We start from the raw sequence: 23479 nt of genomic DNA, 5'->3' as shown, positions 1-23479 counted from the left end.
CATCCGGGCTACAGGAAAGCACTCACATCCCGCTCAAGCCGCTATCGACCGCGAGCGTCTGCGCGGTGACGTAGACGCTTTCGTCCGAGAGGAAGAACAGCACCGCATAGGCGATCTCCCACGCCGTCGCCTGGCGGCCGAAGGGGATGTGGCCCTTGCCGCGGTTCGGGCGGCCGGCGCCGGCTTCGCGGCCGTTGGGGGTGTCGACGAGGCCGGGATAGACGAGGTTGGCGCGGATGCCGCGGCGCGATCCGAGATGGGCGATGTTGCGCATGAGGCCGCCGAGCGCGGCCTTCGAAGAATCATACACCGCCATCTGCGAGCCCGCCTTCAGCGCGGCGATGGAGGAGATGAAGACGATGGCGCCGCCATCGTCGAACCTCGGCATCGCGGCGCGGCAGCACAGCATGGGCCCGCGGACGTTGACGTCGTAGATCTTGTTCCACTCTTCGGGGCTGACGGCATCGAGCCCGACCTTGCCGAAGGTGCCGATGTTCAGCACCAGGCCGTCGAGCCCGCCCATGCTGCCGCGGGCTTCTTCGATCATGCGCCGAACATCGGCTTCGCTCGTGACGTCCGCCGCGATAGCAAAACCCTCGCCGCCCTCATCGGTGATGCGTTTCACCGTTTGCTCGGCGGAGCTGCGATTGAGGTCGGCGACCGCGACCTTCGCACCTTCGCGAGCACAGAGGATGCTCATGGCGCGGCCGTTGCCGATCGGGTCGGTCAAGGCGTCGAACACGCGCTGGCCGCCGCCGACGATCAGGATGCGGCGCCCTTTCAGGCGCCCCCGGCCCGGCGCTTCGCCCAGCGACTCCGCACTCGGCGGACGGACGTGACGCTCCGGCCTGCTCTCAATGTCCGTCATCTCAGCCGACCTGCTTCTTGCCGCCGTCATAAACCTTCATGCCGGCGGCGGGATCGAGATCGGTCTCGGTCGCCTCGGTGAGGCGCGCCATCATCATGTAGAAGCCGAGCGTGACGATGGCTTCGACGATCTCCTGGTCGCTGAACTGTTTTCGCACGGCAGCGAAGGTCGCCTCCGCCACGCGGACGTTCTCGACCACCTCGCGGCCGAACTTGAGCAGCGCGCGCTCGGCCTCGTTCAACGAGGCGGCGTCATAATCTGCGCGTTCGACCGCATCGATCTGCGCCTGCGTGCAGCCGACGCCGAGCGCGATCGGCACGTGCTGGCGCCACTCATAGGCGCCGCCTTCGAGCTGAGCGGCCTGGAGAATCAGAAGCTCGCGGTTGACCGCGCTGAGCTTCTGCTTGTGCAGGATCGAATTGCCGAGCCGCATCGCCGGGATCATGTTGGCCTCGGCGTGGGCCATCATGCGGAAGATGTTGAGCTTGACCGGCATGCGGTCGAACGAGGCGCGGATGTCGCCGCTCGTCGTCTCCGGATCAATCAGGGGCAACCTTGCCACGCGTTTCTCCCTTGGGCTTTCGTTTCTTGTTGTCGGCGTCATTGCCTGCCGCGATCAGCGACAGGAAGAAGGCGAGATAGCGGTCGATCGCCTCGATCACCTTCGGCCGTGGCGACGGCACCGCGCCCATCACGAAATGCTCGAGGCGGATGTAGATCAGGCCGGCGGCGAACAGCCGCGCGGTCTCGCGCGGATCGGTGGTCGAGATCAGGCCCGCGAGCGCAAAGCCGCGGAAATAGTCCGTCATCATGCTCTGTTCGCGCGCATAGAAATGGTCGGCGAATTTGGCGCGGATGCCGGGGACGCGGTTGCGCTCGGCGGTGATCACCTTCTGGAACTGGTGCTCGCGCGGATCGGACCATTGCTCGACGAGGTCGAGCGCGAACTGCCGGCAGAACGCGGCGGGTTGCCGCGCGAGCTGCTTGTAGCGCGGCTCTTCCAGCCGGCTCGCCGAGCTGGCTGGACCGTGCTCGCTGACGATCGCCTCGAGGATCGCGGCCTTGCCGGGGAAATGATTGTAGAGGCTGCTCTCACGGATGCCGACGCGCCGCGCGAGCTCGCGCATCGAGGCGCCGCCATAGCCGCTCTGCGCGAACAGATTGAGCGCTTCGGTGAGGATGCGCTCGCGCGTCGTGGGCGCAGCCGCTTCCGCCGCGCTTGTTGTGTGGACAGCCATGAGGACTTGACTAACGAACGATCGTTCGCTAGTCAACCGTACGAACGATCGTTCGTTTGCCAGAGTGATGGCGACGAGCGCGGCCCGCAAGCTCGCTTTCGGGCGCTGTTCTCGCGTTTCAACTCCGCTCCATCGAGAGGCGGAGAGCAATTTTGGGAGACGACCCATGGCGCGCTTTGCCCGCCCTCGCCTGGCCGTGGCTTGCATCCTGTTGCCGCTGCTCGCAAGCAGCAGCGCCTCTGCCCAAACCGCGAAATACGATCCCGGCGCCGACGACAAGACCATCAAGATCGGCACCACCGCGCCGCTGAGCGGCCCGGTGTCGGCGTTCGCGCAGATCGCGAAATCGGCGGAGGCCTATTTCCGCAAAGTGAACGACGAGGGCGGCGTCAACGGACGGCGCATCCAGATGATCATCGCCGACGATGCCTACAGCCCGCCGAAGACGGTGGAGCAGACGCGGCGGCTGGTCGAGAGCGAGGAAGTGCTTTTGATCTTCGGCGGTGTCGGCACGCCGACCAACAGCGCCGTGCACAAATATCTCAACGACCGCAAGGTGCCGCAGCTGTTCCTGGGCTCGGGCGCGGCGAAGTGGGACGACCCGAAGAATTTTTCGTGGACCGTCGGCTGGCAGCCGACCTATCGCGACGAGGCGATCGCCTACGCCAAGCACATCAAGGCGAGCCACGCCAATGCGAAGATCGGCGTGCTCTACCAGAACGACGACCTCGGCAAGGACTATCTGAAGGCGCTGGAGGAAGGGCTCGGCAGCGGCGAAGCCATCGTCGCGCGCGCCGCTTATGAGACGTCCGCACCGACCGTCGACACCCAGATTCTGCAGTTGAGGACCGCCGGGGCCGACGTCGTGCTGGTGGCGGCGACGCCGAAATTCGCGGCCCAGGCGATCCGCAAGATCGGCGAGATCGGCTGGAAGCCCGTGACCATCATCTCCAACGTCTCGGCCTCGATCAGCGGCGTGCTGGAGCCGGCCGGCAAGGACAATTCCACCGGCGTCATCTCCAGCCAGTACCTGAAGGACGCGACCGATCCCGCGCTGAAGGACGATGCCGGCTACAAGGAATGGGCCGCGTTCATGGACAAGTACATGCCGGACGCCAACAAGAGCGACTGGCTCAACGTCTACGGCTACACCATCGCGCAGACGCTGGTGACGGTGCTGAAGGCATCAGGCAACGACCTCACCCGCGCCAACGTCATGAAGCAGGCGACCACCATGAAGGACGTGCGCCTGCCGATGCTGATCAACGGCACCGCGGTGAGCAACTCGCCCGAGCGCTACACGCCGATGACGAGCCTCCAGCTCATCCGTTTTGACGGCACGCGCTGGGTGCCGTTCGGCGATCTCCTGAAGAACTGAGCCGATGCGGCAGGTGAAGATCGGCAGCATGCGGGTCGATCTCGTCAGCGAGATCCCAGCGCTCGTTTTTGAGAAGACCTGGCTGTTCGCCAACGTCACCGACGCGGTGATTGCGGAGAACCGCAGCTGGCTCGATCACCGCTATATCGAGCCGGAGACCGGCCGCTTCCTCCTCAGCCATCACTCCTATCTCGTGCGCACGCCGCGCTGGACCGCCATCGTCGACACCTGCTGCGGCAACCACAAGAAGCGACCACGGGTGCCGGCATGGAACAATCTCAATCAGCCGTATCTCGAAAACATGCAAGCGCTGGGTGTCGCGCCCGAACAGGTCGACTTCGTGATGTGCACGCATCTACATGTCGATCACGTCGGCTGGAATACGCGGCTCCTCGACGGCCGCTGGGTGCCGACCTTCCCCAACGCGCGCTATCTGATGGGGCGCGAGGAGTACCGGCATTTCGAAGCCGCGCACAATGCGGCGCCGAGGAGCCCGGTGAACCATGGCTCGTTCGAGGACTCCGTGCTGCCGGTGGTCGCCGCCGGTCTCGCCGAACTCGTCGAGACCGACCACCGTCTGTCCGACGATGGCGACGCCGCCTTACGCTTCGCGCCGGCGCCGGGCCACACCGCCGGCAACATGCAGATCCACCTCAATGGCGGGCATGATCACGCGGTGATGTCGGGCGACGTCATCCATCATCCGATCCAGTGCGCCGCGCCGTGGCTGTCGAATGCCGCCGATGTCGATCCGGCCGCGGCAGTCGCAACGCGGCTGGCGCTGCTGGAGGAGCTCGCGGACACGCCGAGCTATCTGCTGACCGGCCATTTTCCCGCACCGACTGCGGGGCGCGTGATCAGGCATGGCGATGCCTACAGATTTCGTTTCGAGGATTAGGGGGAAACACATCATGATGCTGCGCACCGTCACGCTCTCACTGCTCGCATTGCTGTCGGCGATGTTGCCGGCACGCGCCGAGGATCCTGCCGCCTACCCCACCCGCAAGATCAAGATGCTGCTGCCCTATGCGGCCGGCGGCGGCGGCGACGTGGTCGGCCGGCTGCTTGCGGACAGGATGGCCAAAACGCTCGGACAGAGCATCTATATCGAGAACCACACCGGCGCCGCCGGCACGCTCGGCACGCAGATGGTCGCGACATCTGCGAATGACGGCTACACCATCACCGTCGGCGGCATGACCACGCATGTGCTGGCGCCGGCGATCTATCCGAAGCTGCCCTACGATTCGATCAAGGACTTTACGACGATCGGGCGCGTCGGTGTCTCCTCCATCATGCTGGTCGCGACCAAGGACTTTGCCGCCAATGACATCAAGGGCCTGGTCGCGCTGGCCAGGAAGGGCGAGCCGATCCAGTACGGCAGCTGGGGCGTCGGCTCGACCGGGCAATTCTGCGCCGAAATCCTGATGCAGCAGACCGGCATCAGGATGGACCACGTGCCGTTCAACGGCATCGCAAAGCTGGCCGGCGACCTGCTCGGCGGCCACATCTCGCTGGCAACGCTCGACGTCGCCACCGCAACGCCGCTGGTGAAGGACGGCTCGATCAAGGCGCTGGCCGCCTGCGGCGAGCGTTCGCCGAGCCTGCCTGACGTCGCCAGCTACAAGGAGCAGGGCGTGGCATTCGACCGCAGCCTGTCCTGGGCGATGTATGCGCCCGCGGGGCTTGCTCCGCCGATCGCGAAGAAACTGTCAGCGGCGCTGCAGGACGCACTCGGCGATGCCGAGGTCAAGGAGAAGCTGTTGAAGCTCGGCATCACGGCGCAATTCGTCCCGGGCGAGGAACAGCGCGACATCAACGCCCGCGACATCGCGGCCTGGAAGCAGGTTGCCAAGGACGCAGGCATCGAGGTCAAGTGATCAACGTGACAAGAGGAGCGCGGGCATGAGCCGCATCTTCGGCGCGGTGCGCCAGAACGGATATGTGGTGCGGGACATCCACGCCGCGATGAGGCACTGGATCGAGGTGATGGGCGTCGGCCCCTGGTACTACATGGACCGGGTCAAGACCGACTGGTTCCGCCATCGCGGCCAGGATTCCGCCGTCGAGATGAGCATTGCGCTGGCCAATTCCGGCGACCTCCAGATCGAGCTGATCCAGCAGCGCAACGACGCACCCTCGCTCTACAAGGAGTTTCTCGATGCCGGGCACGAAGGCCTCCAGCACATGTCGTACTGGAGCCATGACTATCAGGCGCTCTACGACAAGGCGCTCGGGCTCGGCTACAGGATCGGCCATGAGGGCCAGATCGGCGGCGACAAGGGGCGCTTTGCCTATTTCGACACGCAGGCGCATCCGGGCACGGTGATCGAGATCTCCGACATCAGCGGCACCAAGGGCCCGTTCTTCGAGAAGGTGCGGCAGGCCGCGATGAGCTGGGACGGCACGCGGCCGATCCGCGAGGTCGGCAGCGGCAGATCATAGGGCCGATCGCCGGCAGGATTTACGTCGTTGCCGGCGCGACAGAGAGAAAACCATGTTAACGTAAGGCCGCATCCGAACCTTCAGCGAGGCTGAGCATGTCCGACACTGACAAGGTTTTCGCCGGCTCGATCCCAAAACTCTACGACGAATATCTGGTGCCGATGATCTTCGCCGTCTATGCGGAGGACATGGCTCGGCGCGTCGCCGCGCGATCTCCCTCCGTGCTGCTGGAGATCGCGGCAGGCACCGGCGCGGTGACGCGCGCCGTCGCGGCGGCGCTGCCGAGCGGCATCCGCTACGTTGCGACCGATCTCAACGAACCGATGCTCGCGGTTGCCGCGCAGCGCCAGGCGGGTGATGATCGCATCACCTGGCGCCAGGCGGACGGAATGGCCCTGCCCTTCGGTGACGCCGAGTTCGACATGGCCTGCTGCCAGTTCGGCGCGATGTTCTTTCCGGACCGGGTCAAGGCTTACGGAGAGGTGAAGCGAGTCCTGAAGGGCGACGGCACGTTCGTCTTCAACGTCTGGGATCGCATCGAGGACAATGTGCTGACGCAGGAAGCCACGGTCGCGCTCGAAAAGCTGTTTCCCGACGATCCACCGCGCTTCATGATCCGGACGCCGCACGGCTATTGCGACAAGGCCGTCATCAGAGGCGACCTCGAACGAGCGGGCTTCCATGACATATCGATCGAAACGCGATCTGAAATCAGCCGCGCGCCGTCGGCCGAATATGCCGCCACCGCGCTCTGCCAGGGCACGCCGCTGCGCAGCGAGATCGAGGCAAGGGATGCCAGCAAGCTTCAGGCTGCAACCGATATCGTTGCCGAGGCGATCCGGAGGCGCCATGGGTCCGGACCGGTCGAGGGCAAGATCCAGGCGATCGTGATCGAGGCGCGCCCATAGTTGCGGGCGCCAGGCGACGCAGCACGTCCTTACCAGAAGCCCCGCTGCATCGGCTGCGCCGGCTGATAATACTGGTACTGGCTACGCCGGCGTGGGTTGGCCGGCTGGACGTACGGATCGCGCTGCTGGAAGAAGAAGCCGAAGCCGTTGCCGCCGTTGTCCCAGCCGTCATCGCTCGCGATCATGGCTGGCGCGGTCGGCTTGCGCGTGATGAAGCCGCCTTGCGGCTGATCGCTCAGCACCGCGACGAACTCGGTCCGGTAATTGGTCTCGCTGCTGAGCGGCTCATCGGAGATGACGATCGAGGAGCGCGGCAACGCGGTTGGCCCGATGCGATCCCACACGTCCTGCGGGATCGTGACCCGGTCGAGCGCATTGCGCGCCTCGTCGCCGTTCTCGATCGAGACGACGCTCCAGCGCAGGCCCGTATCGGTCTTCGCCATCGCCGTGAAGATATGCGTGCCGAGCGGCTGGTCGGGATTGCGGATCGTGACGGGAACCTCGATGCTGGTGTCGAACACCTCGCCGCCGCCGTCGGGCGCCGGCTTGTGCGTGTTCCGCCGCACGTAAAGCTTCTGTGTCGCACGGCTGATGTAAACCGAGACCGGCTCGCCCGCGAGCTTTGCGTCGGTCGCCGCCTTGACGGCGTCGGCCTTCCTGGCCGCGGCCGCCTTCGCGGTTTCCTTCGCGGCGGCCGCTGCATCGCGCTTCGGCTGCGCGGCGGCCCTGGCGGCGTCGAGCTGCGTCGCCGCGTCGGCGGCCTTCGCCGCCGTCTTTTGCTTCAACTCCTCGGCCTTGGCGCGGGCCTGATCGTTCCTGGCGTTCGCGAGCGTCTTGTCGGCGAAGGCGAGCTCGGCATCTGCGCGGGCCTTCTGCTGCTCCAGCTTGCGCAGCGCGGCGGGGAGCGAGGCGGCTTCCTTTGCGGCGGCGGAAGCAGCCTTCTTGGCCTCGTCGGCCGCCCTTGTGGCCTCCTCGGCCTCGGCGGAGAGCTTGTCGGCGCGGCCGGGCGCTGCCGCGATGGCCTCCGGCTTCGGCACGAGCAGCGAGGGATGAGAGATATCGGTCGGTACCGTATCGTGGGGCGAGATGATCACCCGCATCCCGATATACGTCTTGTCGAACAGGTTCTCGGCGAAGCCGAACGGCATGCGCACGCAACCGTGCGAGGCGGCATAGCCGGGCAGCGGTCCGCCATGCAGCGCGATACCGTTCCAGGTGATGCGCTGCATGTTCGGCATCCAGGCATCGTCATACATGGTCGAACGGTGGTCCTTGTCCTTCTCGATGATCGCGAACACGCCGGCCGGCGTCTCGCGACCCGTGGTGCCGGTCGACACCGGCGCGCGCAGGATCCAGCCATCGGCATCATAGAAAGTGACCTGCTGGCTCTTGATCGACACGATCGCCATGATCGGCTCGCCGGCCACACGCGGCGCCACCGCCTCGGCCGCCTGGCGCGGCTGCTTGGCAGCGGTTGCCGGGGCCGCCGCCGTCAATGCGACCATCGCCGCCAACGCCACAATTCCGGGAGGCCCCCAACGCCGCATCGCCACGGTGGATTGCGCCGTTGTCATCAGGTTTTTCATGCCATCCTCGGTCGAAATGCCAGTCCGCCTGTGCCGATCACGCGTCAGATTGGAATCATTGCATTAAGAAATCGCAGCCGCCTTACGTTCCGTCTGTGGCGAGATTCGGCACGTTCCGGCGACAAATCTTTCATATACGACGGTTCGCGCCCGCGAAAGGCGGCCTTCAGGCGAGGCTGGCCCGAAGCTGGCCCCGAGCGCTGCGGCAGAATGTCCGGTTAGCTGCCCGGGGGATGCGTCGTGACGGCGACGCCCACCGGCGCGCAACTAAACGCCCAGCGCCTTGCGGTTGAACGTGCGAAGAAATCGCAGCGACAAGGTTCGCACGTTCGCAACATTCAGCAGCCAGGCCGCAGCGGCATAAGCAAGGCCGCCGGCGAGGCTGACGATGACGAGCGAGACGAGGCCGGTGCCGCCCGCTTGCGATCGGGCAACCAGAATCGCGGCCGCCATCACGGCTGCGGAGGCGGCAACGCCGCCGAGACGATTGAGCTCGAACGGGACCGGGTGGGCGCGATGCATCAGCACGACGGCAACGAGGAAGCCGATCGCCTCGGTCGCCAGCGTCGCCAGCGCCGCGCCGTAGAGGCCGTAAGCGGCAATCAGCACGAACATCAGGATCACGCTGATCACCAGCGTGAGAAAGGATTGCGCCGCCAGCATGAAGGGCCGCTCGGCGAGCTGAAAGCTGATCTGCACGTAGAACTGATTGGCGATACCGAAGAAGCGGGCGAGCACCAGCGTCGGCAGCAGCGCCGAGACGCCGTCCCGAAAGTCGATGCCGACGAGCGTGCCGGCGACCTGGTCCGCCGCAAGCGCGAGCCACACCGCGACGGGTGCCACGACGACCAGCAGGAGCTCGAGGCTTTCGGTCAGCCGCTCCCGCGTCGTCTCGTTGCTGTTCTCGGACAATGACCGGAACACCAGCGGCACGGTCGCCGCAGCAACGCTGGATGCGATCATCACCATGAACTGGCGCGGCAGATCGGCGGCAACGCCGAAGATGCCGGCAGCATCCTTGCCGAGCAAATAGGCGACAATGAGCCGGTCGCAGGCCGAATAGACGGCAACGGACAATCCTGCCAAGGTCAGCGGCAGGCCGTAGCGCGCCAGCTGCATGAACTGGCTGCGCTGGAAGCGCGCGATCCTGGTACGGTCGCCTGCGAGATTCAGGATGATGCCGGCGAGCGATCCCAGGCCAAACGCGGCCAGCAGCCCCAATCCACCCCAGCCGAGCCAGATGCCGAGCAGACCGAAGCCGACGCTGGAGACGCTGCGCACGATCGAGATCGCTGCGAACCGATAGGGCCGCAACTTGGCGCGCTCGAACTCCTGGCCGACATCGACCGCATTGGCCATGATCGCGACGAACATGCTGGCGAGCAGCAGCTCGACACTGACGTCGCTGCGGAACAGGACGACCAGCGGGGTGGTGGCGCAGAGCACCGCGACCGTGAGGGCGAAGGCGACCATCGCCGTGCCGCGAAAATCGACCTCCGCCGACATCGCCTGATAACGGGACACCGACAGCTTGATCCAGGCGAAGAAGATCGCGCCCAGAATGCCCGCAAGACTGATGCCGACGACGTAGACGCCGTACTCAGCCGGGCTCAGGAGCCGCGTATAGGCCGTGACAGCGAAGAAGCCCACCGCCGCAGGCAGGATATAGGCGACCAGATAGATCGAGAAATGGCGGTTCAGCATGCGAGCACGGGACCGGCAGCGGTCTTGCGAGTGTGGCGACGGTTGATCCAATTGGATCCTGGCGGGCGAACTGCGCCGCAGCATCGCTCGAGAGTGTCACATAAGTCTGCAGATCGGGCGGCGAATGCGGCTTTGAAGTCGCTTTCGCGCGTTAGCGTTAAATTTGCCCTTCCTCGAGCGGCAAGGCCTGATCATGGAACGCAACCATGACTTGCGGACGGCAGAGGTTAACCCAACAAGGCAAAACCCCGGCGTGGCAAGGCGCCGCTTGGTACGATGCCGCGTTGGCTCGATGAGGACTGCCGTGACCAGGCTCGACAGACGCGAATTTCTCCTCGGCAGCGCCGCAGCCCTCGCGGCAGGCACATCTGCGTCCGCGGTGCCGGCGTCGAAACGCGCCCAGCGCCGTCCCGGCTTTGGCGCTGCGGCGACGCTCTGGGACCTGCAAGCCGATCCGCGGCTCGGCGAGGCCATCAGCACCTATTGCACCCAGATGGTGCCGGTGCTCGAGCTGAAATGGCCGATGCTGCGGCCGGACGCCCATACGTTCGCTTTCGAGCGCGCCGACGCGATCTTGGATTTCGCGCGAGACAACGATCTGACGATGCGTGGCCACGCACTCGCCTGGTATCACGACATTCCGGACTGGACCAAGCGGATCAAGAGCACCAGGGGCGTCGAGCGCGCCTATCTCGACCACATCGGCACCGTCGTCTCCTACTACAAGAACAAGCTGACGTCGTGGGACGTCGTCAACGAGCCGATCCCGGACAACCCCCGCGGACCGAAAGACCGGCGCGACACGTTCTGGACACAGCATCTGGGTCATAGCTGGATTCCGCTCGCTTTCCGCACGGCGGCTGCGGCCGATCCCTTCGTCAAGCTCGCGATCAATGAATATGACATCGAATCGGCGAAAGACTCGTTCATCGCCAAGCGGGCGGCCTATCGCAACCTCATCATGGATCTGCTCGACCAGGGTGTTCCGCTCCACGCCGTGGGGCTGCAATCGCATCTGCACGCCGAGCTCGAGATCGATACGCACGGGCTCGCCGAATTCGTGACCGAGCTGCGCTCCTGGGGGCTCGAGGTGCTCATCACCGAGCTCGACGTCGACGACCAGAAGCTGACGGGCAATCCGGCAGAGCGCGACGCCATCGTCGCCAAGCGCGTCGACGATCTGCTGACGGCCGTCTCAACCAGCGGCCCGGTGCGCTCGATCCTGACCTGGGGCCTTTCGGATCGCTACAGCTGGATCAACGGCACCTTCGCCCGCGCGGACAAGCAGCCGAACCGCCCCCTGCCGCTCGACGGCGAGTTCAAGCCGAAGCCGTTCATGGACGTCATCAGCAAGTTCACGAAGGATGCCTGAAAACTAGCGTGTCTTGAAACTAGCGTGTCTTGGGCGCTTCGAACGCGGCCGCATCTCCGATGTGATCGGGAGCCAGGCTCGGGCTTCGACGATCGCGCGAGGCGAGACGGAACACGTCGCGGATGTCGTCGATCGAGGTCGACGAATAGGACTGGATGCAGAGCGCGACCCGCTCCGGCGAGGCCGTGCGCATCATCGCTTCGATGGCCGGACGGTCGAGCGGCGTGTCGTCCCAGTGCGAGACCGCGATGCTGTCTTCGGTGATCCGATGTCTCGCCAGATGTTCCGGCGAGGTCGCGACGAAGTTTCCGTAAAGCAGATACTCGGAGAATTTCTTCTTCCGGCACAGTGCCAGGGCCCAGCTCAAACCCGTCGCCGACCTGATCGCGTCGGTCATCGCACGGGCTGTGTCCTTGTCCCAGACCAGCGCGTTGCCGACATAATCGTCCGCCGGAAACGAGCGCTCCTTGATGCCCAGAAGCTGATCGACGGTGCGGAGCCAGAGGCCATGCAACGGGTGATCGGCGCCGATCGCCTCGCGCGTGACGAACAGCGGCGTCGTCTCGGCGCCGGCATATTGGCCGACGTCGAATTCGCGGAAGAACAGATTGTCCGAATCCAGGATGCAGACGCGCTGCTCCGGCGCGTTGAGGACGCCGGCGATCTTCAGGATCTGCTGGATGTGCCAGCCGTGCACCGGCGACGACAGCAGCGACAGCCAGACGCGCCGGTTGCCGAACTGGAGGGCGGGCGGCAGCGCAAACAGCCATTTCGGCAAATAGCGCGAGGCCGGGACGATGACCCTCTTGTCGGAGGCGAACCGCGCGAACAGCGGCACGTCCTCATCGTTAACGAGAACATAATGCCGCGTGTATCCCGTCAGCCAGGCGTCGATGCTCTCGCTGAGCAGCGAAAAGCGTTCGATATCCTTGGCGTAGCTGGCAGTCAGCAGTGCAACGGAATGCATGGGCGCGCTCGCATGGCGATCAGGCCGCACTCATAGCCGCAATGCGAGATGCTGGAAACTCACAACCGGAATCAAGGTAAAATGAAACGAAGCGTTAGCTATCCACCGGCAGCCCCTGCGCGAGGCCGCGAAAGCGCAGCGGTGCCAGGGCTGAGGCGCGCTGCCACCAGTCGGCGACGCGGTCGTCGAGCGCGGTCACACCGCGGCCGAGACCGGGGAAGATCCGGATCTGCTGCACCGCCTCGGCTTCGAACCCCCTGCCCTTGCGCGTGATCTTGATCGCCGCGCCCTCGCGGTCCCGCTGGGTCAGCGGCACCAGCAGGCGGCCGCGCGGACGGAGCGCCTCGAGCCAGAGCGGGTGAGGCTGCGAGAAGCCGGCATGCACGATGATCACGTCGGCGGGTTCGCCGACGTCCTTGCATCCGTCGCCGTTGACGACCCTGACGTTACCATAGCCGCGCAAGCAGCTCGCCGCTCGGGCCGCGAGCCGCTCGTCGCATTCGATCGCGTGCACGCCGCCCTTTGGGCCGACCATCTTCGACAGCACCGCGGAGAAATAACCCAGTCCGCAACCGATCTGCACGACACGGTTCTTCTCCCTGATGTCGAGCATGTCGATGAAATGCGCCCACAGGCTCGGCAGGCCGGTATCGAGCTTGCGGCGTGCGTCGATCGCGACCAGCACATTGTCGTAGAGATGAACGGGATCTGCATCGGGCGTCAGCCGATAGCTGCGCGCCGTCTCGCTCTTGACGCGCCAGGGTCCCCTTGGCAGAAAATCCTCGCGCGGAATGGCGGCAAGCGCGTCGAGCAGGCGCTTTGAGGCAATCCGCTCGCGCCTGGCAATCAACTCCACGTAGCGCGCACGCGCGGCGGCAAGATCGCTCATGTCACAGATCGGCCTGCTCGCGAACGGGCGCGTCCGTCCCGAGCTCGTTGACGAGCTGCATCGCCTGCTTCAGGTCCGGGGTGTAAAAACCTTCGCTGAATTTGTTCACGATCGGCACGAGCAGCAGACTTGCGTGCTCGCGCTTGCCGGCTTGATGCGACAGGCGCGCGAGGCTGACGGCGGTGCGAAGCTCCCAGGACAGCGCACCCTGCTTGCGTGCGATCTCGAGCGACAGGCCGAACAGGTCCTCGGCCTCCTGTACCGAGGCCGGGTCGCCATCCGACAGCGTGATCTCGCCTTGCAGGCGATAGACCTCGGCGAGGTAAGAGTGATCGCCGGTCCGTCTTGCCGTCGCAAGCGCACCGTCGAGCGCGCGCAAGGCGGCGTCGCGCATCCCGAGCTTGGCGTAGGTTTCCGCGAGCAGGCAGCGGAACCAGCAGCCGGCGAGCCAGGAATCCATCGCCTCGTACTCGTCGAGGCCGAAGCGCATCTGGCTGAGGCCTTCGTCGGCTTCGCCGAGCTGAGCCAGCGCCCAGCCGCGCAGGATCGTCGCCTGCTGCTTCCAATGCAGGAAATTGTGCTCGGTGGCGATGATCATGGCGCGGTTGGCATGGTCGCGCGTGCCCTCGACGTCGCGCAAATGCTGACAGAGATATGCCCCGAACACGAGCGCGAAGGCGAGGGTGAAGGGGTGACGGATCTTCTCCGCATTCGCGATCGCCTGCTCGCTGTGCTGGCGCGCCGCGTCGGGCCGGCCGAGGAACCACAGGAGGTAGCCGAGATAAGACAGCGAGACGACGCCCGGGTCGATGCCGTGGCGTTCCATCAGGTTGGAGTGCAGATCGGGACTGAACAGGTTGATGCAGCGATGCAGATGGTGCTGCGCGGCTGCGAAGCGGCCGCGGTAGAGCATGGTCATCGCAATCGCGCGGTGCGCCTCGATCAGATAGCCGGTCTGCTGCGCCGGCTGCGTCCGGTCGTTCAGCCGCTCGCGCTTGGCGAACTTCAACAGCTCGACGCTGAGATCGTGCGCGCGTGTGAGATCGGCGCGGATGAAGTGGCACACCCAGAGCCCGCGAGTCGCAGCGAAGACCTTTTCGTGATCATCGAGCTGATGGCCGAGTTCCAGCGCGCGGATGTAGTTCTCCTCGACCTCCTGCACGGCATAGCCCTTGGCGGCGATCAGCGCATTACCCAGCGCGATGCGCAGCTCGAGCTCCATCTCGTCCGCGCCCTGCATGCGGGCATTGGCCTGCACGACGCTGAGGCCGCGGCGCAGATGGCCGATCGCCTCCAGATTGGCGCCGCTCCTGGCCGCCTGCTTGCCGGCCTTGAGCCAAAAGCTGGCGGCGCCCTCGCTCTGGCCGGATTCGGTCAGGTGATGGGCGAGCAGCTCCGGTTCACGCTCGGTCTTCTCCGGATACATCTCGGCGAGCACCTGGGCGATGCGGGAATGCAGCTTGCGCCGCTCGCTGTGCAACAGGCTCGCATGCGCGGCGTTCTGGATCATCACGTGCTTGAAGGAGTAGAGCGCGTCCGGCGCATGGCCGCGGCGCACGATCAGCCCCGCCTCCTCCAGATGATTGAGTGCCGCCTCGATCTGCTCGGCCGGCGTATTGGCGACGGCGTGCAACGTCTCGTAGGAGAACTCGCGGCCGATCGTGGCGCCGATCTGCGCGATCCGCTTGAACGGCCCCATCCGGTCGAGCCGCGCCATCAGAGAATCGGTCAGGGTTGCCGGGATTGCGAGCTGCCGCCACGGTCCCGACAACACATAGCGCCCGTGCCGCTCGGTCAGGAGGTTGGATTCGAGAACCGTCTTGGTCAGTTCTTCCAGGAACAGCGGCACGCCGTCGGTCTTGACGATGATCTCCTCGACGACCTCCTTGGGCAGCTCGCGTCCCGCAACACGCTCGACCAGCGTCGTGCGGAGCTGCCGGCTCAGGCGGTTGAGGACCAGGGTGGTGATGTGTGAATGGGCGTTCCAGCTCGGCTGGAATTCCGAGCGCGCGGTCATGATGGCCAGGATCGGCCGGTTCTGCACCCGGTCGACCAGGAGGTCGATCACCTCGCGGGAGGTCGGGTCGATCCAGTGCAGATCCTCGAACGCGATCACCAGCGGCATCTCGCGCGCAAGGCCGAGGAAATGGTTCACCAGCGCCGCAACGGTCGCATCCTTCTGCTGCTGCGGCGACAGTTCGAGCGGCGGATAGCGGTCTCCGGTCGGTATCGACAGCAGCGCGGCAAACAGCGGCGCGACCTGCTCGATGTCGCCATGAGCGGCGGCGATCGCGGTCTCGAGGCCCGCCAGCGACAGCGCTGACGGATCCTCGCGATCGAGGCCGAGGGAGAATTTGAGCTGCTCGACGAACGGATGGAACGCCGTGGAGGTGTAGTAAGGCGAGCACTGGAGCGAGACTTGTCCATGGCGGTCGCCGGATATCCGCTCGAAGATCTCCTGGATGATGCGCGACTTGCCGATGCCGGGCTCGCCGAACTTGACCACGACCTGGCCGTCGCCGTCCTTGGCCTGCTGCCAGCGTCCCATCAACAGCGCGATCTCCTCCTCGCGGTTGACGAGCGGCGTCAGCCGCGTGCCCATGGCGGCGGCGAAGCGGGTCTCCACCCGCGAGGCGCGCACCACGTGCCAGGCCTGCGCCTTCTCGGAGATCCCCTTCAAGGCATGGACGCCGAGATTGCGGTAGTCGAACTTCCCCTTCAGCAGCGACTGCGTCGAAGCGGAGATCACCACGCCGTTGGGCGGCGCCAGGGCTTGCAGGCGCGCCGCGAGATTGACGGTTTCTCCGACCGCGGAGTCGCGTTCTTCGGTGCCTTGCCCGACGAGGTCGCCGACCACGACGAGGCCGGTCGCGATCCCGATGCGGACGGCGGGTGAATGGCTGAGCGCGCCCCGCGGCTCGACCGCGCGCGCCGTCGACAGCAGCCGCACGATCTCGAGCCCGGCGCGCACTGCACGCTCAGCATCGTCCTCATGTGCGGTCGGATAGCCGAAATAGACCAGGATACCGTCGCCGACGAAACGGGCGGCAAAGCCCTCGTACTGCTTGACCACGCGGACGCAGGTTTCGCGAAAGCCAGCGATCAGGTCGCGGACGTCTTCCGGATCGAACTGCGCGGAAAGCGAGGTGGAATCCACCATGTCGCAGAACATGGTGGTGAGCTGGCGCCGTTCGGCACCGACCTCCGCCCGTGCTTGCGGACGCACCGCCGCGGTTGGCGCCTCCGCCGCTTCCGCTTGAAACAGCGCCGCCATCGCCCGCTGCAGCCGCTTGCGATCGCCGAGCGGTAATCCGAGCTCGACCAGATCGGATTCGGTCAGGTCCCCCATGACATCGAGATCGAGACGGTGCTGCGCGAAGAGATCGGTGTAGTGCCCGAGGCCGATACCTTCGAGCCAGCGCTTCAGCCCGCCTTCCGATTCCGTGCCCGGCTCATTCTCCAGCATGGTGATTCTGCCCGACCCTCACTCCGTCGAAGGGCTTTAGGGGCCCCTCAACCACAGATTTTGGGGCCCAAACTTCACCTCGGACTGGACGCGTTCCCTAACTTCTAGGAAGAATAGCTCAATCAGATCAAAAGGGAATGGCGTTGTCGGACATTGCATCCGGAGCGGAAGAGGGATCAGCCGGTACGACGGCCGAAACCAAGATATTCGCGCATATCGGCGGCCTTCTCGAATTTTACGCCCGCAAGACACCGGCGGCGCCCGCACTCCTCGCCCCTGGCAGGCCGGTCCTCAGCTATGGCGCGCTGGACGAATCGATCCGGCAACTGGTCCGTAGCTTGCGTGAACTCGGCGTCGGCCCCGCAGACCGCATCGCGGTTGCGCTGCCGCGCGGCGCCGACAGTGCACTGGCATTGGTCGCGGTCGCCTCAGCCTGCGCCTGCGTCCCCGTCAATCCCGATCTGACCGCGGACGAGCTGCAACGTTACTTCAGCGAACTGAAGTTGACGGCGCTCGTGACCCGGGCCGACATGAACTCGGCGAGCCGCGACGTCGCCAGGGCGCTCGATATCGCGGTCATCGATTTCGTGGCGGGGCCGGTCGACGATCTCGGTGGCTGCGCATTCATCGCGCCGACGATCGGGCCGGCGAATGCCAGCGGCGGCGCGCGCGGCGACGACAATGCGTTCATCCTGTTGACGTCAGGCACGGCGGCGCGGCCGAAGATGGTGCCGCTGACCCATCGCAATGTCTGCCTGTCCGCTTACAATGCCGGCCATGTGCTGTCGCTCGCGTCGCACGATCGCCTGCTCAACGTCCTCCCGCTGTTTCATGCCCATGGCTTGATCTCCGGTCTTCTCACGGCGCTGGCCGCGGGCTCCAGCGTGATCTGCACCGACAGTTTCGACGCATCCTCCTTCTTCGGCTGGATGCGGGAGCTGCAACCGACCTGGTACACGGCGGTGCCGACCATTCATCGCGCATTGCTGACCGCAGCGGAAGCGAACCCGGACCGCGCCCGACCGTCGTCGCTGCGCGTGATCCGCTCGGCCTCGGCCTCGCTCGCGCCGGCGATTCTCGCAGGGCTGGAGGCGACGTTCGGCGTTCCCGTGCTCGAGACCTACGGCATGACCGAGGCGGCCTCGCAGATCGCGGCCAATCCGTTCGAGCTGCGCAAGGTCGGATCGGTCGGCCGTGCCGCGGGTCCCGAGATCGCGATCACGGACGAGGCCGGCCGCACGCTCGCAAGCGGCACGCACGGCGAGATCATGCTGCGCGGTCCGAACATGAGCCGCGGCTACTACAATGACGATGCGGCGACGCAGGCCGCGTTCCGCAACGGCTGGTTCCGGACCGGCGATCTCGGCTATCTCGATGCCGACGGCTATCTCTTCATCGTCGGACGTATCAAGGACGTCATCAACCGCGGCGGGCAGAAAATCTCGCCGCTGGAGGTGGAAGAGGTTCTGCTCAGCCATCCCGCGGTGCTGGAGGCCGGCGTGTTCGCCGTTCCGCACGAAAAGCTCGGCGAGAACGTCGCCGCCGTCGTGGTGTTGCGGCCGAATTCCGAGGCGACCTCCGACCAGTTGCGCCAGTTCGCGCGAAAGCGGCTTGCAGCCTACAAGATACCGAGCCTGATCCGCAGCGTGGCGGCGCTGCCGAAAGGCGCCAGCGGCAAGGTCAAGCGCAACGCACTGGCCGGGTTGATCGTGGAGGCGGCAGATGCCGGCGCGACGCGACTGCCGCGCAGCGCGCTGGAGACGCAGCTCGCCGAGATCTGGGCCGGCCTCTTGGAGCTGCCGCAGGTCGGCGTCGACCAGGATGTCTTCGCGCTCGGTGCGGACTCGCTTGCGGTGACTCAGATGCGCTCGCGCCTGCGCGAACGCTTCCAAGTCGACTTCTCGTTCGAGGACATCTTCGATTGCTCCACCGTCACGGCACTCGCGGCCCGGATTGAGACTGCCGCAAGCCGGCGCGAGACGGCGCTGCCGGCCTGGCGCCGGCTTGCGGGCACAGACGCACCGCTGTCATTCCAGCAGCAGCGGATGTACGTGCTCTCGCGGCTCGACCCGACCCGCTACAATTACAATGTCGTCGAAGTCGCGCTTCTCACTGGCGCGGTCGACGCTGCCGCGCTTTCCGCGAGCCTCACGGCGATCTGCACGCGCCATGAGGCGCTGCGCTCGGTCTTCATCGAACGCCAGGGCGAGCCGGTACAGCTTGTGCTGTCATCGCCGCCGCGGTTCGAGCGCATCAAGCTCAAGCCCTGCCCTGCGGAGAAGCGGCCCGCGGTTATCAGGCGCGAGGCGCTCAAGCTCGCGCAACATAAGTTCGACCTGGCCCACGAGCCGCCGCTGAAGGTCTCACTGCTGTCGTTCGACAAGAACAGCCATGCGCTGGTGATCAACGTCCATCACCTCGTCACCGACGGCTGGTCGCAGCGGCTGTTCTGGGAAGAGCTCGCCATCCATTACGCCGCGGCGCGCAAGAGGCACCCGGCCGCACTGCCTGCGCCTGCCTTCCAGTATCGCGACTTTGCGCGCTGGCAGCAGAGCTGGGCGCAGACGCCGGCGGCGAAGGAGCAGCTCGACTATTGGAGGGCCCAGCTCGACGGCGTTACCACGCTACCGCTGCGGACGGACCGACCACGGCCGGAGGCCTGGAGCGGTCACGGCGCGCGCCACTATCTCGAATTCTCCAAGACGCTGTCGGGCCAACTGCGCGCGCTGAGCCAGAACCAGGGCGTCACGCCGTTCATGACGCTGCTCGCCGCCTTCCAGTGCCTGTTGTTCCGTCACACCTCGCATGAGGATGTCGCCACCGGCTCGCTGATCGCCAACCGCAACCAGATCGAGAGCGAGCGCCTGATCGGGCTGTTCGCCAACACTCTGATCCTGCGCAACGATTTCGGTGGCGATCCGAGCTTCGGCGAGATGTTGCGGCGGGTGCGGCAGGTCACGCTGGACGCCTACCGCAACCAGGACCTCCCGATCGAGGAGATATTGCGCGCGCTCCAGATCCCACGGCGGAGCGACGGCAATCCGCTGTTCCGGATCATGTTCATCCTCCAGAACGCCTCGATCGAGACGGCGCGCTTCCCGGGCCTGTCGACGCGGCGGCTGGAAGTCGATCCAGAGGTGGCGCGTTTCGACATCACGCTCGAACTGGTCGAGGCCGATGGCCGTTTCACCGGCTTCTTCGAATACGCCACCGATCTGTTCGACGCCGCGACGATCGAAGGCATGGCTGGCCAGTTCAAGACGCTGCTCAAGGCCGTCATCGCCAATCCGGAGCAGCGGATCTCGCGCCTGCCGCTCCTGACCGAGGCCGAACGCCAACGGCTGCTGGCGAAAGGCCGGGGCGTGCCGGCCAATTTCAGCACACGCGGCAACTTAAGCGAACGCTTCGACCGCCAGGCGAAGAAGACACCGGACGCCGTTGCGGTGTCGGACGGCCGCGCATCGCTGAGCTATCGCGAGCTGGCGCGCCGCAGCCAGGCGGCCGCACGCTGGCTGGCCCGCGAAGGTGTTGGCGCCGAGAGCGTCGTCGCCTTGCTCGCGGAGCGCGGACCTGACCTGCTCGCCGCGATGATCGCGGTGCAGCGCGTCGGCGCGGCCTTCCTCAATCTCGATCCCGACCAGCCGCCGGCAAGGCTCACGACCATGCTCGGATCGAGCTGCGCCCGCGTGCTGCTGACCGGGCGGGCGCAGTCCGCCATGGTCGAGGCCCTGCTCGAGCCGCTGGTCGAGCGCATCCAGGTGGCCGGGCTCGACGACGCTCTTGCATCCGGATCGACAAAGCCGGCGCGTGCGCCGCGGCGCGCCGCCTCCAGCCTGGCTTATCTCGTGTATACCTCCGGCTCCTCCGGCGCACCGAAGGGCGTCATGATCGAGCAGCGCGGCCTGTCGAACCATCTGGCCTCGCTGATCTCCGAGCTCGGGCTCTCGGCCAGGGATGTGATCGCGCAAACCGCGCCGCAGAGCTTCGTCATCTCGGTCTGGCAATTCCTCGCCGGACCCATGGTCGGCGCGCGCGTGCATGTTTGCGGCAACGCGATCGTGCAGGACCCGATCCTGCTGGCGCGGGAGATCGAGCGCGAGGGCATCACGGTGCTCGAGATCGTGCCTTCGCTGCTGCGCGTCATTCTCGATCGCATGGACGAGGCGCCGATGCTTGGCGCCTTCTCCAGATTGCGGCTGCTGATCTCGACCGGAGAGCCGTTGCCCGTCGATCTCTGCCGCGCCTGGTTCGCCCGCTGTCCGAGAGTGCCGCTGATCAATGCCTATGGCGCATCGGAATGCTCCGACGACGTCTCCCTGCACCGCCTGACCAAGGCGCCGGCGACCGCGACGGGCAACGTACCGGTCGGCGCGCCGCTGCCGAACACCCAGCTCTACGTGCTCGACGCAAACCTCCAGCCGCAACCGATCGGCGTGACCGGCGAGCTCTGCATCGGCGGCGCCGGAATCGGCCGCGGCTACGTCAACGACCCCGCGCAAAGCCGGCAGCGCTTTCAGCCCGATCCGTTCTCGCGCCAGGCCGGCAGCCGGCTCTACCGGACTGGCGATCTTGCCCGGCGCCGCGCCGACGGGACCATCGAATGCCTTGGCCGCGCCGACCAACAGGTCAAGGTCCGCGGCTACCGCATCGAGCTCAAGGAAATCGAGAACGCGCTGGCCGAGCATCCAGACGTGCGCGCCGGCATCGTCGAGCTGCGCCGCGAGGCGAGCGGCGATATCAGGCTGATCGCCCATATCGTCGCCAAGCCCGACAGCCGGAGCAGCGCCAGCGAGCTGCGCGAGTTCCTGAAAGGCAGGCTGCCGGCCCACGCCATCCCGTCCGCCTTCCTGTTCCTGGATCAGGTGCCGCTCAACGCCCATGGCAAGATCGACCGCTCCGCGCTGCTGGTGCCCCCTCAGCCGGAAACGTCCGGGCCGGATGCGGCCGTGCCGGCGCGGCGCTTCACCGAAAAGGTGCTCTCCGACATCTGGATCGACCTGCTGAAGGTCGAGAGCCTCGGTGTCGCCGACAATTTCTTCGATCTCGGCGGCCATTCACTGCTGGCCGGCCAGGTGATGGCGCGCATCGCGCGCGCGCTCGGCGTGTCGCTGCCGATCAAGACCATCTTCGAGGCACCGACGATCGAAGCGCTCGCGCGGCGGGTCGACGAGGCCGTGGCGGCGAAGCCGCACAAGCCCGCCGCAAGCGTGCCGCGATTGGCTGCAGGCGGGCCTCCTGCGGTTTCCATCGCGCAGGACCAGATGCTGCGGATCGATCGGAATCTGCCGGGGCTGCCGCTGTTGAACCTGCCCTTCGCCCTCCGGCTGCAGGGCCCACTCGATTCGGCCGCCCTGGCAAGGGCGATCGATGATGTCGTGCGCCGGCACGAATCGCTGCGGACCGCGTTCGCCTGGAACGGCGATGAGCCCGAAAGCCGCATCGTCGCGCCGCGCACTCTCGGCCGCGTCATGACCGTCGAGACGATCGGCGACGGTCATCCCCACAACAACAAGCGGCGCAAGGCGCTCGAACTCAGGAAGATCAATCTCCTGATCGAGCAGGAGACCTATGGCCCGATCGACACCACGCGCGCGCCGCTACTGCGCGCCCGGTTGTTGCGGCTCCACGACGACGATCACGTGCTGCTGCTGACGCTGCATCACGCCGTTGTCGACGGCTGGTCGATCGGCGTGCTGTTCGAGGAATTGTCGAGCCGCTATGCGGCGCTGGCCGGATATCCGTCCGCGCCGTTGCCGAAGCCGCCGCCGGCGTTTTCGGATGTCGCACGCTGGCAGCGCTGGTGGTGCGGCACCGACGCCGCGCGCCGTCAGGCCGCCGACTGGACCGAGAATTTGCGCGGAGCGGGTCCCGTCTTCGACGGCGAATCAAGCCCGGGCGCCTCTACCGGGCATCATCCGGTCACCATCGAGCGCGAGCTGATCAGTCGGCTGACGGCGTTCGCCGGCCAGCACAATTGCACGCTGTTCATGTGTCTGCTCACCGGCCTGAAGGCCATGCTGCTGGCCCGGACGGGCCGCACCGACATCGCGGTCGCGACCGCCATGGCCAATCGTGCCCAGCCGGACACCGACCGAATCATCGGCCCGTTCGAGAACACGGTGATCGTCCGCACGGCGATCACGCCGGATCTGTCGTTCGTGCAGGCCTTGGCGCGGGTGCGTCAGAGCGTGCTCGACGCGCATGCGCGGCAGGAGCTGCCGTTCAACGTCCTGGCCGATCATCTGGAGCAGGAGGGGATTGATCCGGCCTCGCTGCTCCAGGTCTATTTCACGCTGCAGAACCCGCTGCGCCAGCCGCTCGATCTCCCGGATCTGGCGACAGGATCGATCGGCAACATCGCGCGCGAGGGCCAGCCGGTGCTGCCGATCGACCAGACCTGGCTGTCGCTGATGCTCAAGGAGCGCCCGACCGGCATCACCGGCTCGTGCAACTACAAGCGCAAGTTGCTCGAGGGCCGAATGGTCGGCGAGTGGATGGAGGACCTCGTCGCGCTGCTGACGGCAGCCGTCGCCCAACCCAATGCACCGCTCGGCCGGTTACTCGCGCGCAGGGCGGCCTAGAGAGCGGGATACATCGCGGACGAGTACGGATTCGCGCGTCAAAGCTGTGAATGATCAAGTTGCGTCTTGATTATTTG

At 66.0% G+C, this 23479-nt stretch carries 15 protein-coding genes; 7 read left to right on the top strand and 8 right to left on the bottom strand.

The window, feature by feature from the left end:
- Positions 1–22: 22 nt before the first annotated feature.
- The 3 genes from JQ566_RS07665 to JQ566_RS07655 are packed head-to-tail and all read right to left on the bottom strand — an operon-like array spanning position 23 to position 2106.
- Positions 23–868 carry an SDR family NAD(P)-dependent oxidoreductase gene (locus JQ566_RS07665; protein WP_212371638.1) on the bottom strand — a complete coding sequence of 282 codons (846 nt, stop codon included), beginning with the start codon at positions 866–868 and terminating at the stop codon, positions 23–25.
- A 1-nt stretch (position 869) separates the two neighbouring features.
- The gene (locus JQ566_RS07660; protein ID WP_212371637.1) at positions 870–1430 is read right to left on the bottom strand and encodes a carboxymuconolactone decarboxylase family protein; all 561 of its coding nucleotides are present in this window, start codon (positions 1428–1430) and stop codon (positions 870–872) included.
- Positions 1408–2106 carry a TetR/AcrR family transcriptional regulator gene (locus JQ566_RS07655; RefSeq protein ID WP_212371634.1) on the bottom strand — a complete coding sequence of 233 codons (699 nt, stop codon included), beginning with the start codon at positions 2104–2106 and terminating at the stop codon, positions 1408–1410. The genes JQ566_RS07660 and JQ566_RS07655 overlap by 23 nt, the downstream gene beginning before the upstream one ends.
- A 166-nt stretch (positions 2107–2272) precedes the next feature.
- On the opposite strand from JQ566_RS07655, the gene JQ566_RS07650 reads away from it, so the two are divergent.
- The 5 genes from JQ566_RS07650 to JQ566_RS07630 all read left to right on the top strand — a co-directional run bounded on the left by JQ566_RS07650 (position 2273) and on the right by JQ566_RS07630 (position 6837).
- Positions 2273–3484, top strand: a complete 1212-nt coding sequence (locus tag JQ566_RS07650; protein ID WP_212371632.1) for an ABC transporter substrate-binding protein — start codon at positions 2273–2275, stop codon at positions 3482–3484.
- Positions 3485–3488: 4 nt separating this feature from the next.
- Positions 3489–4382 carry an MBL fold metallo-hydrolase gene (locus tag JQ566_RS07645; protein ID WP_212371630.1) on the top strand — a complete coding sequence of 298 codons (894 nt, stop codon included), beginning with the start codon at positions 3489–3491 and terminating at the stop codon, positions 4380–4382.
- A gap of 13 nt (positions 4383–4395) precedes the next feature.
- Positions 4396–5364, top strand: coding sequence for a Bug family tripartite tricarboxylate transporter substrate binding protein (locus tag JQ566_RS07640; RefSeq protein WP_212371628.1), 969 nt, complete (start codon positions 4396–4398; stop codon positions 5362–5364).
- A gap of 25 nt (positions 5365–5389) precedes the next feature.
- Positions 5390–5929, top strand: a complete 540-nt coding sequence (locus JQ566_RS07635) for a VOC family protein (protein WP_212371626.1) — start codon at positions 5390–5392, stop codon at positions 5927–5929.
- 95 nt (positions 5930–6024) lie between these two features.
- Positions 6025–6837 carry a class I SAM-dependent methyltransferase gene (locus JQ566_RS07630; RefSeq protein ID WP_212371624.1) on the top strand — a complete coding sequence of 271 codons (813 nt, stop codon included), beginning with the start codon at positions 6025–6027 and terminating at the stop codon, positions 6835–6837.
- Between the two features lie 29 nt (positions 6838–6866).
- Here the strand turns inward: JQ566_RS07630 and JQ566_RS07625 are convergent, their stop codons facing one another.
- Positions 6867–8423 (bottom strand): L,D-transpeptidase, encoded by a 1557-nt coding sequence (locus JQ566_RS07625; RefSeq protein ID WP_212371621.1) that lies wholly within the window; start codon positions 8421–8423, stop codon positions 6867–6869.
- Between the two features lie 267 nt (positions 8424–8690).
- On the bottom strand, positions 8691–10127 hold the full coding sequence (locus JQ566_RS07620; RefSeq protein WP_212371619.1) for a lipopolysaccharide biosynthesis protein: 1437 nt from the start codon (positions 10125–10127) through the stop codon (positions 8691–8693).
- Positions 10128–10431: 304 nt separating this feature from the next.
- Here JQ566_RS07620 and JQ566_RS07615 point away from each other — a divergent pair, with 304 nt between their 5' ends.
- Positions 10432–11499, top strand: coding sequence for an endo-1,4-beta-xylanase (locus JQ566_RS07615; RefSeq protein ID WP_212371617.1), 1068 nt, complete (start codon positions 10432–10434; stop codon positions 11497–11499).
- A 19-nt stretch (positions 11500–11518) separates the two neighbouring features.
- Here JQ566_RS07615 and JQ566_RS07610 read toward each other — a convergent pair whose 3' ends face one another.
- From JQ566_RS07610 to JQ566_RS07600, 3 genes are all read right to left on the bottom strand, one after another.
- Positions 11519–12466, bottom strand: coding sequence for a DUF6492 family protein (locus tag JQ566_RS07610; protein WP_212371615.1), 948 nt, complete (start codon positions 12464–12466; stop codon positions 11519–11521).
- A gap of 94 nt (positions 12467–12560) precedes the next feature.
- Positions 12561–13355: a protein-L-isoaspartate O-methyltransferase family protein gene (locus JQ566_RS07605; RefSeq protein WP_212371613.1), complete on the bottom strand. Its 795-nt coding sequence runs from the start codon at positions 13353–13355 to the stop codon at positions 12561–12563.
- A 1-nt stretch (position 13356) separates the two neighbouring features.
- Complete coding sequence (locus tag JQ566_RS07600) at positions 13357–16821, bottom strand: ATP-binding protein (RefSeq protein WP_212371610.1); 3465 nt, start codon at positions 16819–16821, stop codon at positions 13357–13359.
- Between the two features lie 137 nt (positions 16822–16958).
- Between JQ566_RS07600 and JQ566_RS07595 the strand changes: the two genes are divergently transcribed.
- A complete protein-coding gene (locus JQ566_RS07595) occupies positions 16959–23402 on the top strand; it encodes a non-ribosomal peptide synthetase (RefSeq protein WP_212371608.1) in 6444 nt (2147 codons plus the stop codon).
- The last annotated feature ends 77 nt before the right edge of the window (positions 23403–23479 follow it).

It is taken from the genome of Bradyrhizobium sp. SZCCT0231 (assembly GCF_018130245.1).
In the GTDB taxonomy this organism is placed as follows: Bacteria; Pseudomonadota; Alphaproteobacteria; order Rhizobiales; family Xanthobacteraceae; genus Bradyrhizobium; species Bradyrhizobium japonicum_F.
The sequence above is the reverse complement of the archived record's forward strand: the minus strand, read 5'-3'. Positions and strand labels throughout refer to the sequence as shown.

Bases quoted from the DNA above. Each gene is read 5' to 3' on its own strand.
- JQ566_RS07665 (WP_212371638.1), bottom strand. From the start codon at position 868: ATGACGGACATTGAGAGCAGGCCGGAGCGTCACGTCCGTCCGCCGAGT.
- JQ566_RS07655 (WP_212371634.1), bottom strand. From the start codon at position 2,106: ATGGCTGTCCACACAACAAGCGCGGCGGAAGCGGCTGCGCCCACGACG.
- JQ566_RS07650 (WP_212371632.1), top strand. From the start codon at position 2,273: ATGGCGCGCTTTGCCCGCCCTCGCCTGGCCGTGGCTTGCATCCTGTTG.
- JQ566_RS07645 (WP_212371630.1), top strand. From the start codon at position 3,489: ATGCGGCAGGTGAAGATCGGCAGCATGCGGGTCGATCTCGTCAGCGAG.
- JQ566_RS07640 (WP_212371628.1), top strand. From the start codon at position 4,396: ATGATGCTGCGCACCGTCACGCTCTCACTGCTCGCATTGCTGTCGGCG.
- JQ566_RS07635 (WP_212371626.1), top strand. From the start codon at position 5,390: ATGAGCCGCATCTTCGGCGCGGTGCGCCAGAACGGATATGTGGTGCGG.
- JQ566_RS07630 (WP_212371624.1), top strand. From the start codon at position 6,025: ATGTCCGACACTGACAAGGTTTTCGCCGGCTCGATCCCAAAACTCTAC.
- JQ566_RS07625 (WP_212371621.1), bottom strand. From the start codon at position 8,423: ATGAAAAACCTGATGACAACGGCGCAATCCACCGTGGCGATGCGGCGT.
- JQ566_RS07620 (WP_212371619.1), bottom strand. From the start codon at position 10,127: ATGCTGAACCGCCATTTCTCGATCTATCTGGTCGCCTATATCCTGCCT.
- JQ566_RS07610 (WP_212371615.1), bottom strand. From the start codon at position 12,466: ATGCATTCCGTTGCACTGCTGACTGCCAGCTACGCCAAGGATATCGAA.
- JQ566_RS07605 (WP_212371613.1), bottom strand. From the start codon at position 13,355: ATGAGCGATCTTGCCGCCGCGCGTGCGCGCTACGTGGAGTTGATTGCC.
- JQ566_RS07600 (WP_212371610.1), bottom strand. From the start codon at position 16,821: ATGCTGGAGAATGAGCCGGGCACGGAATCGGAAGGCGGGCTGAAGCGC.
- JQ566_RS07595 (WP_212371608.1), top strand. From the start codon at position 16,959: ATGGCGTTGTCGGACATTGCATCCGGAGCGGAAGAGGGATCAGCCGGT.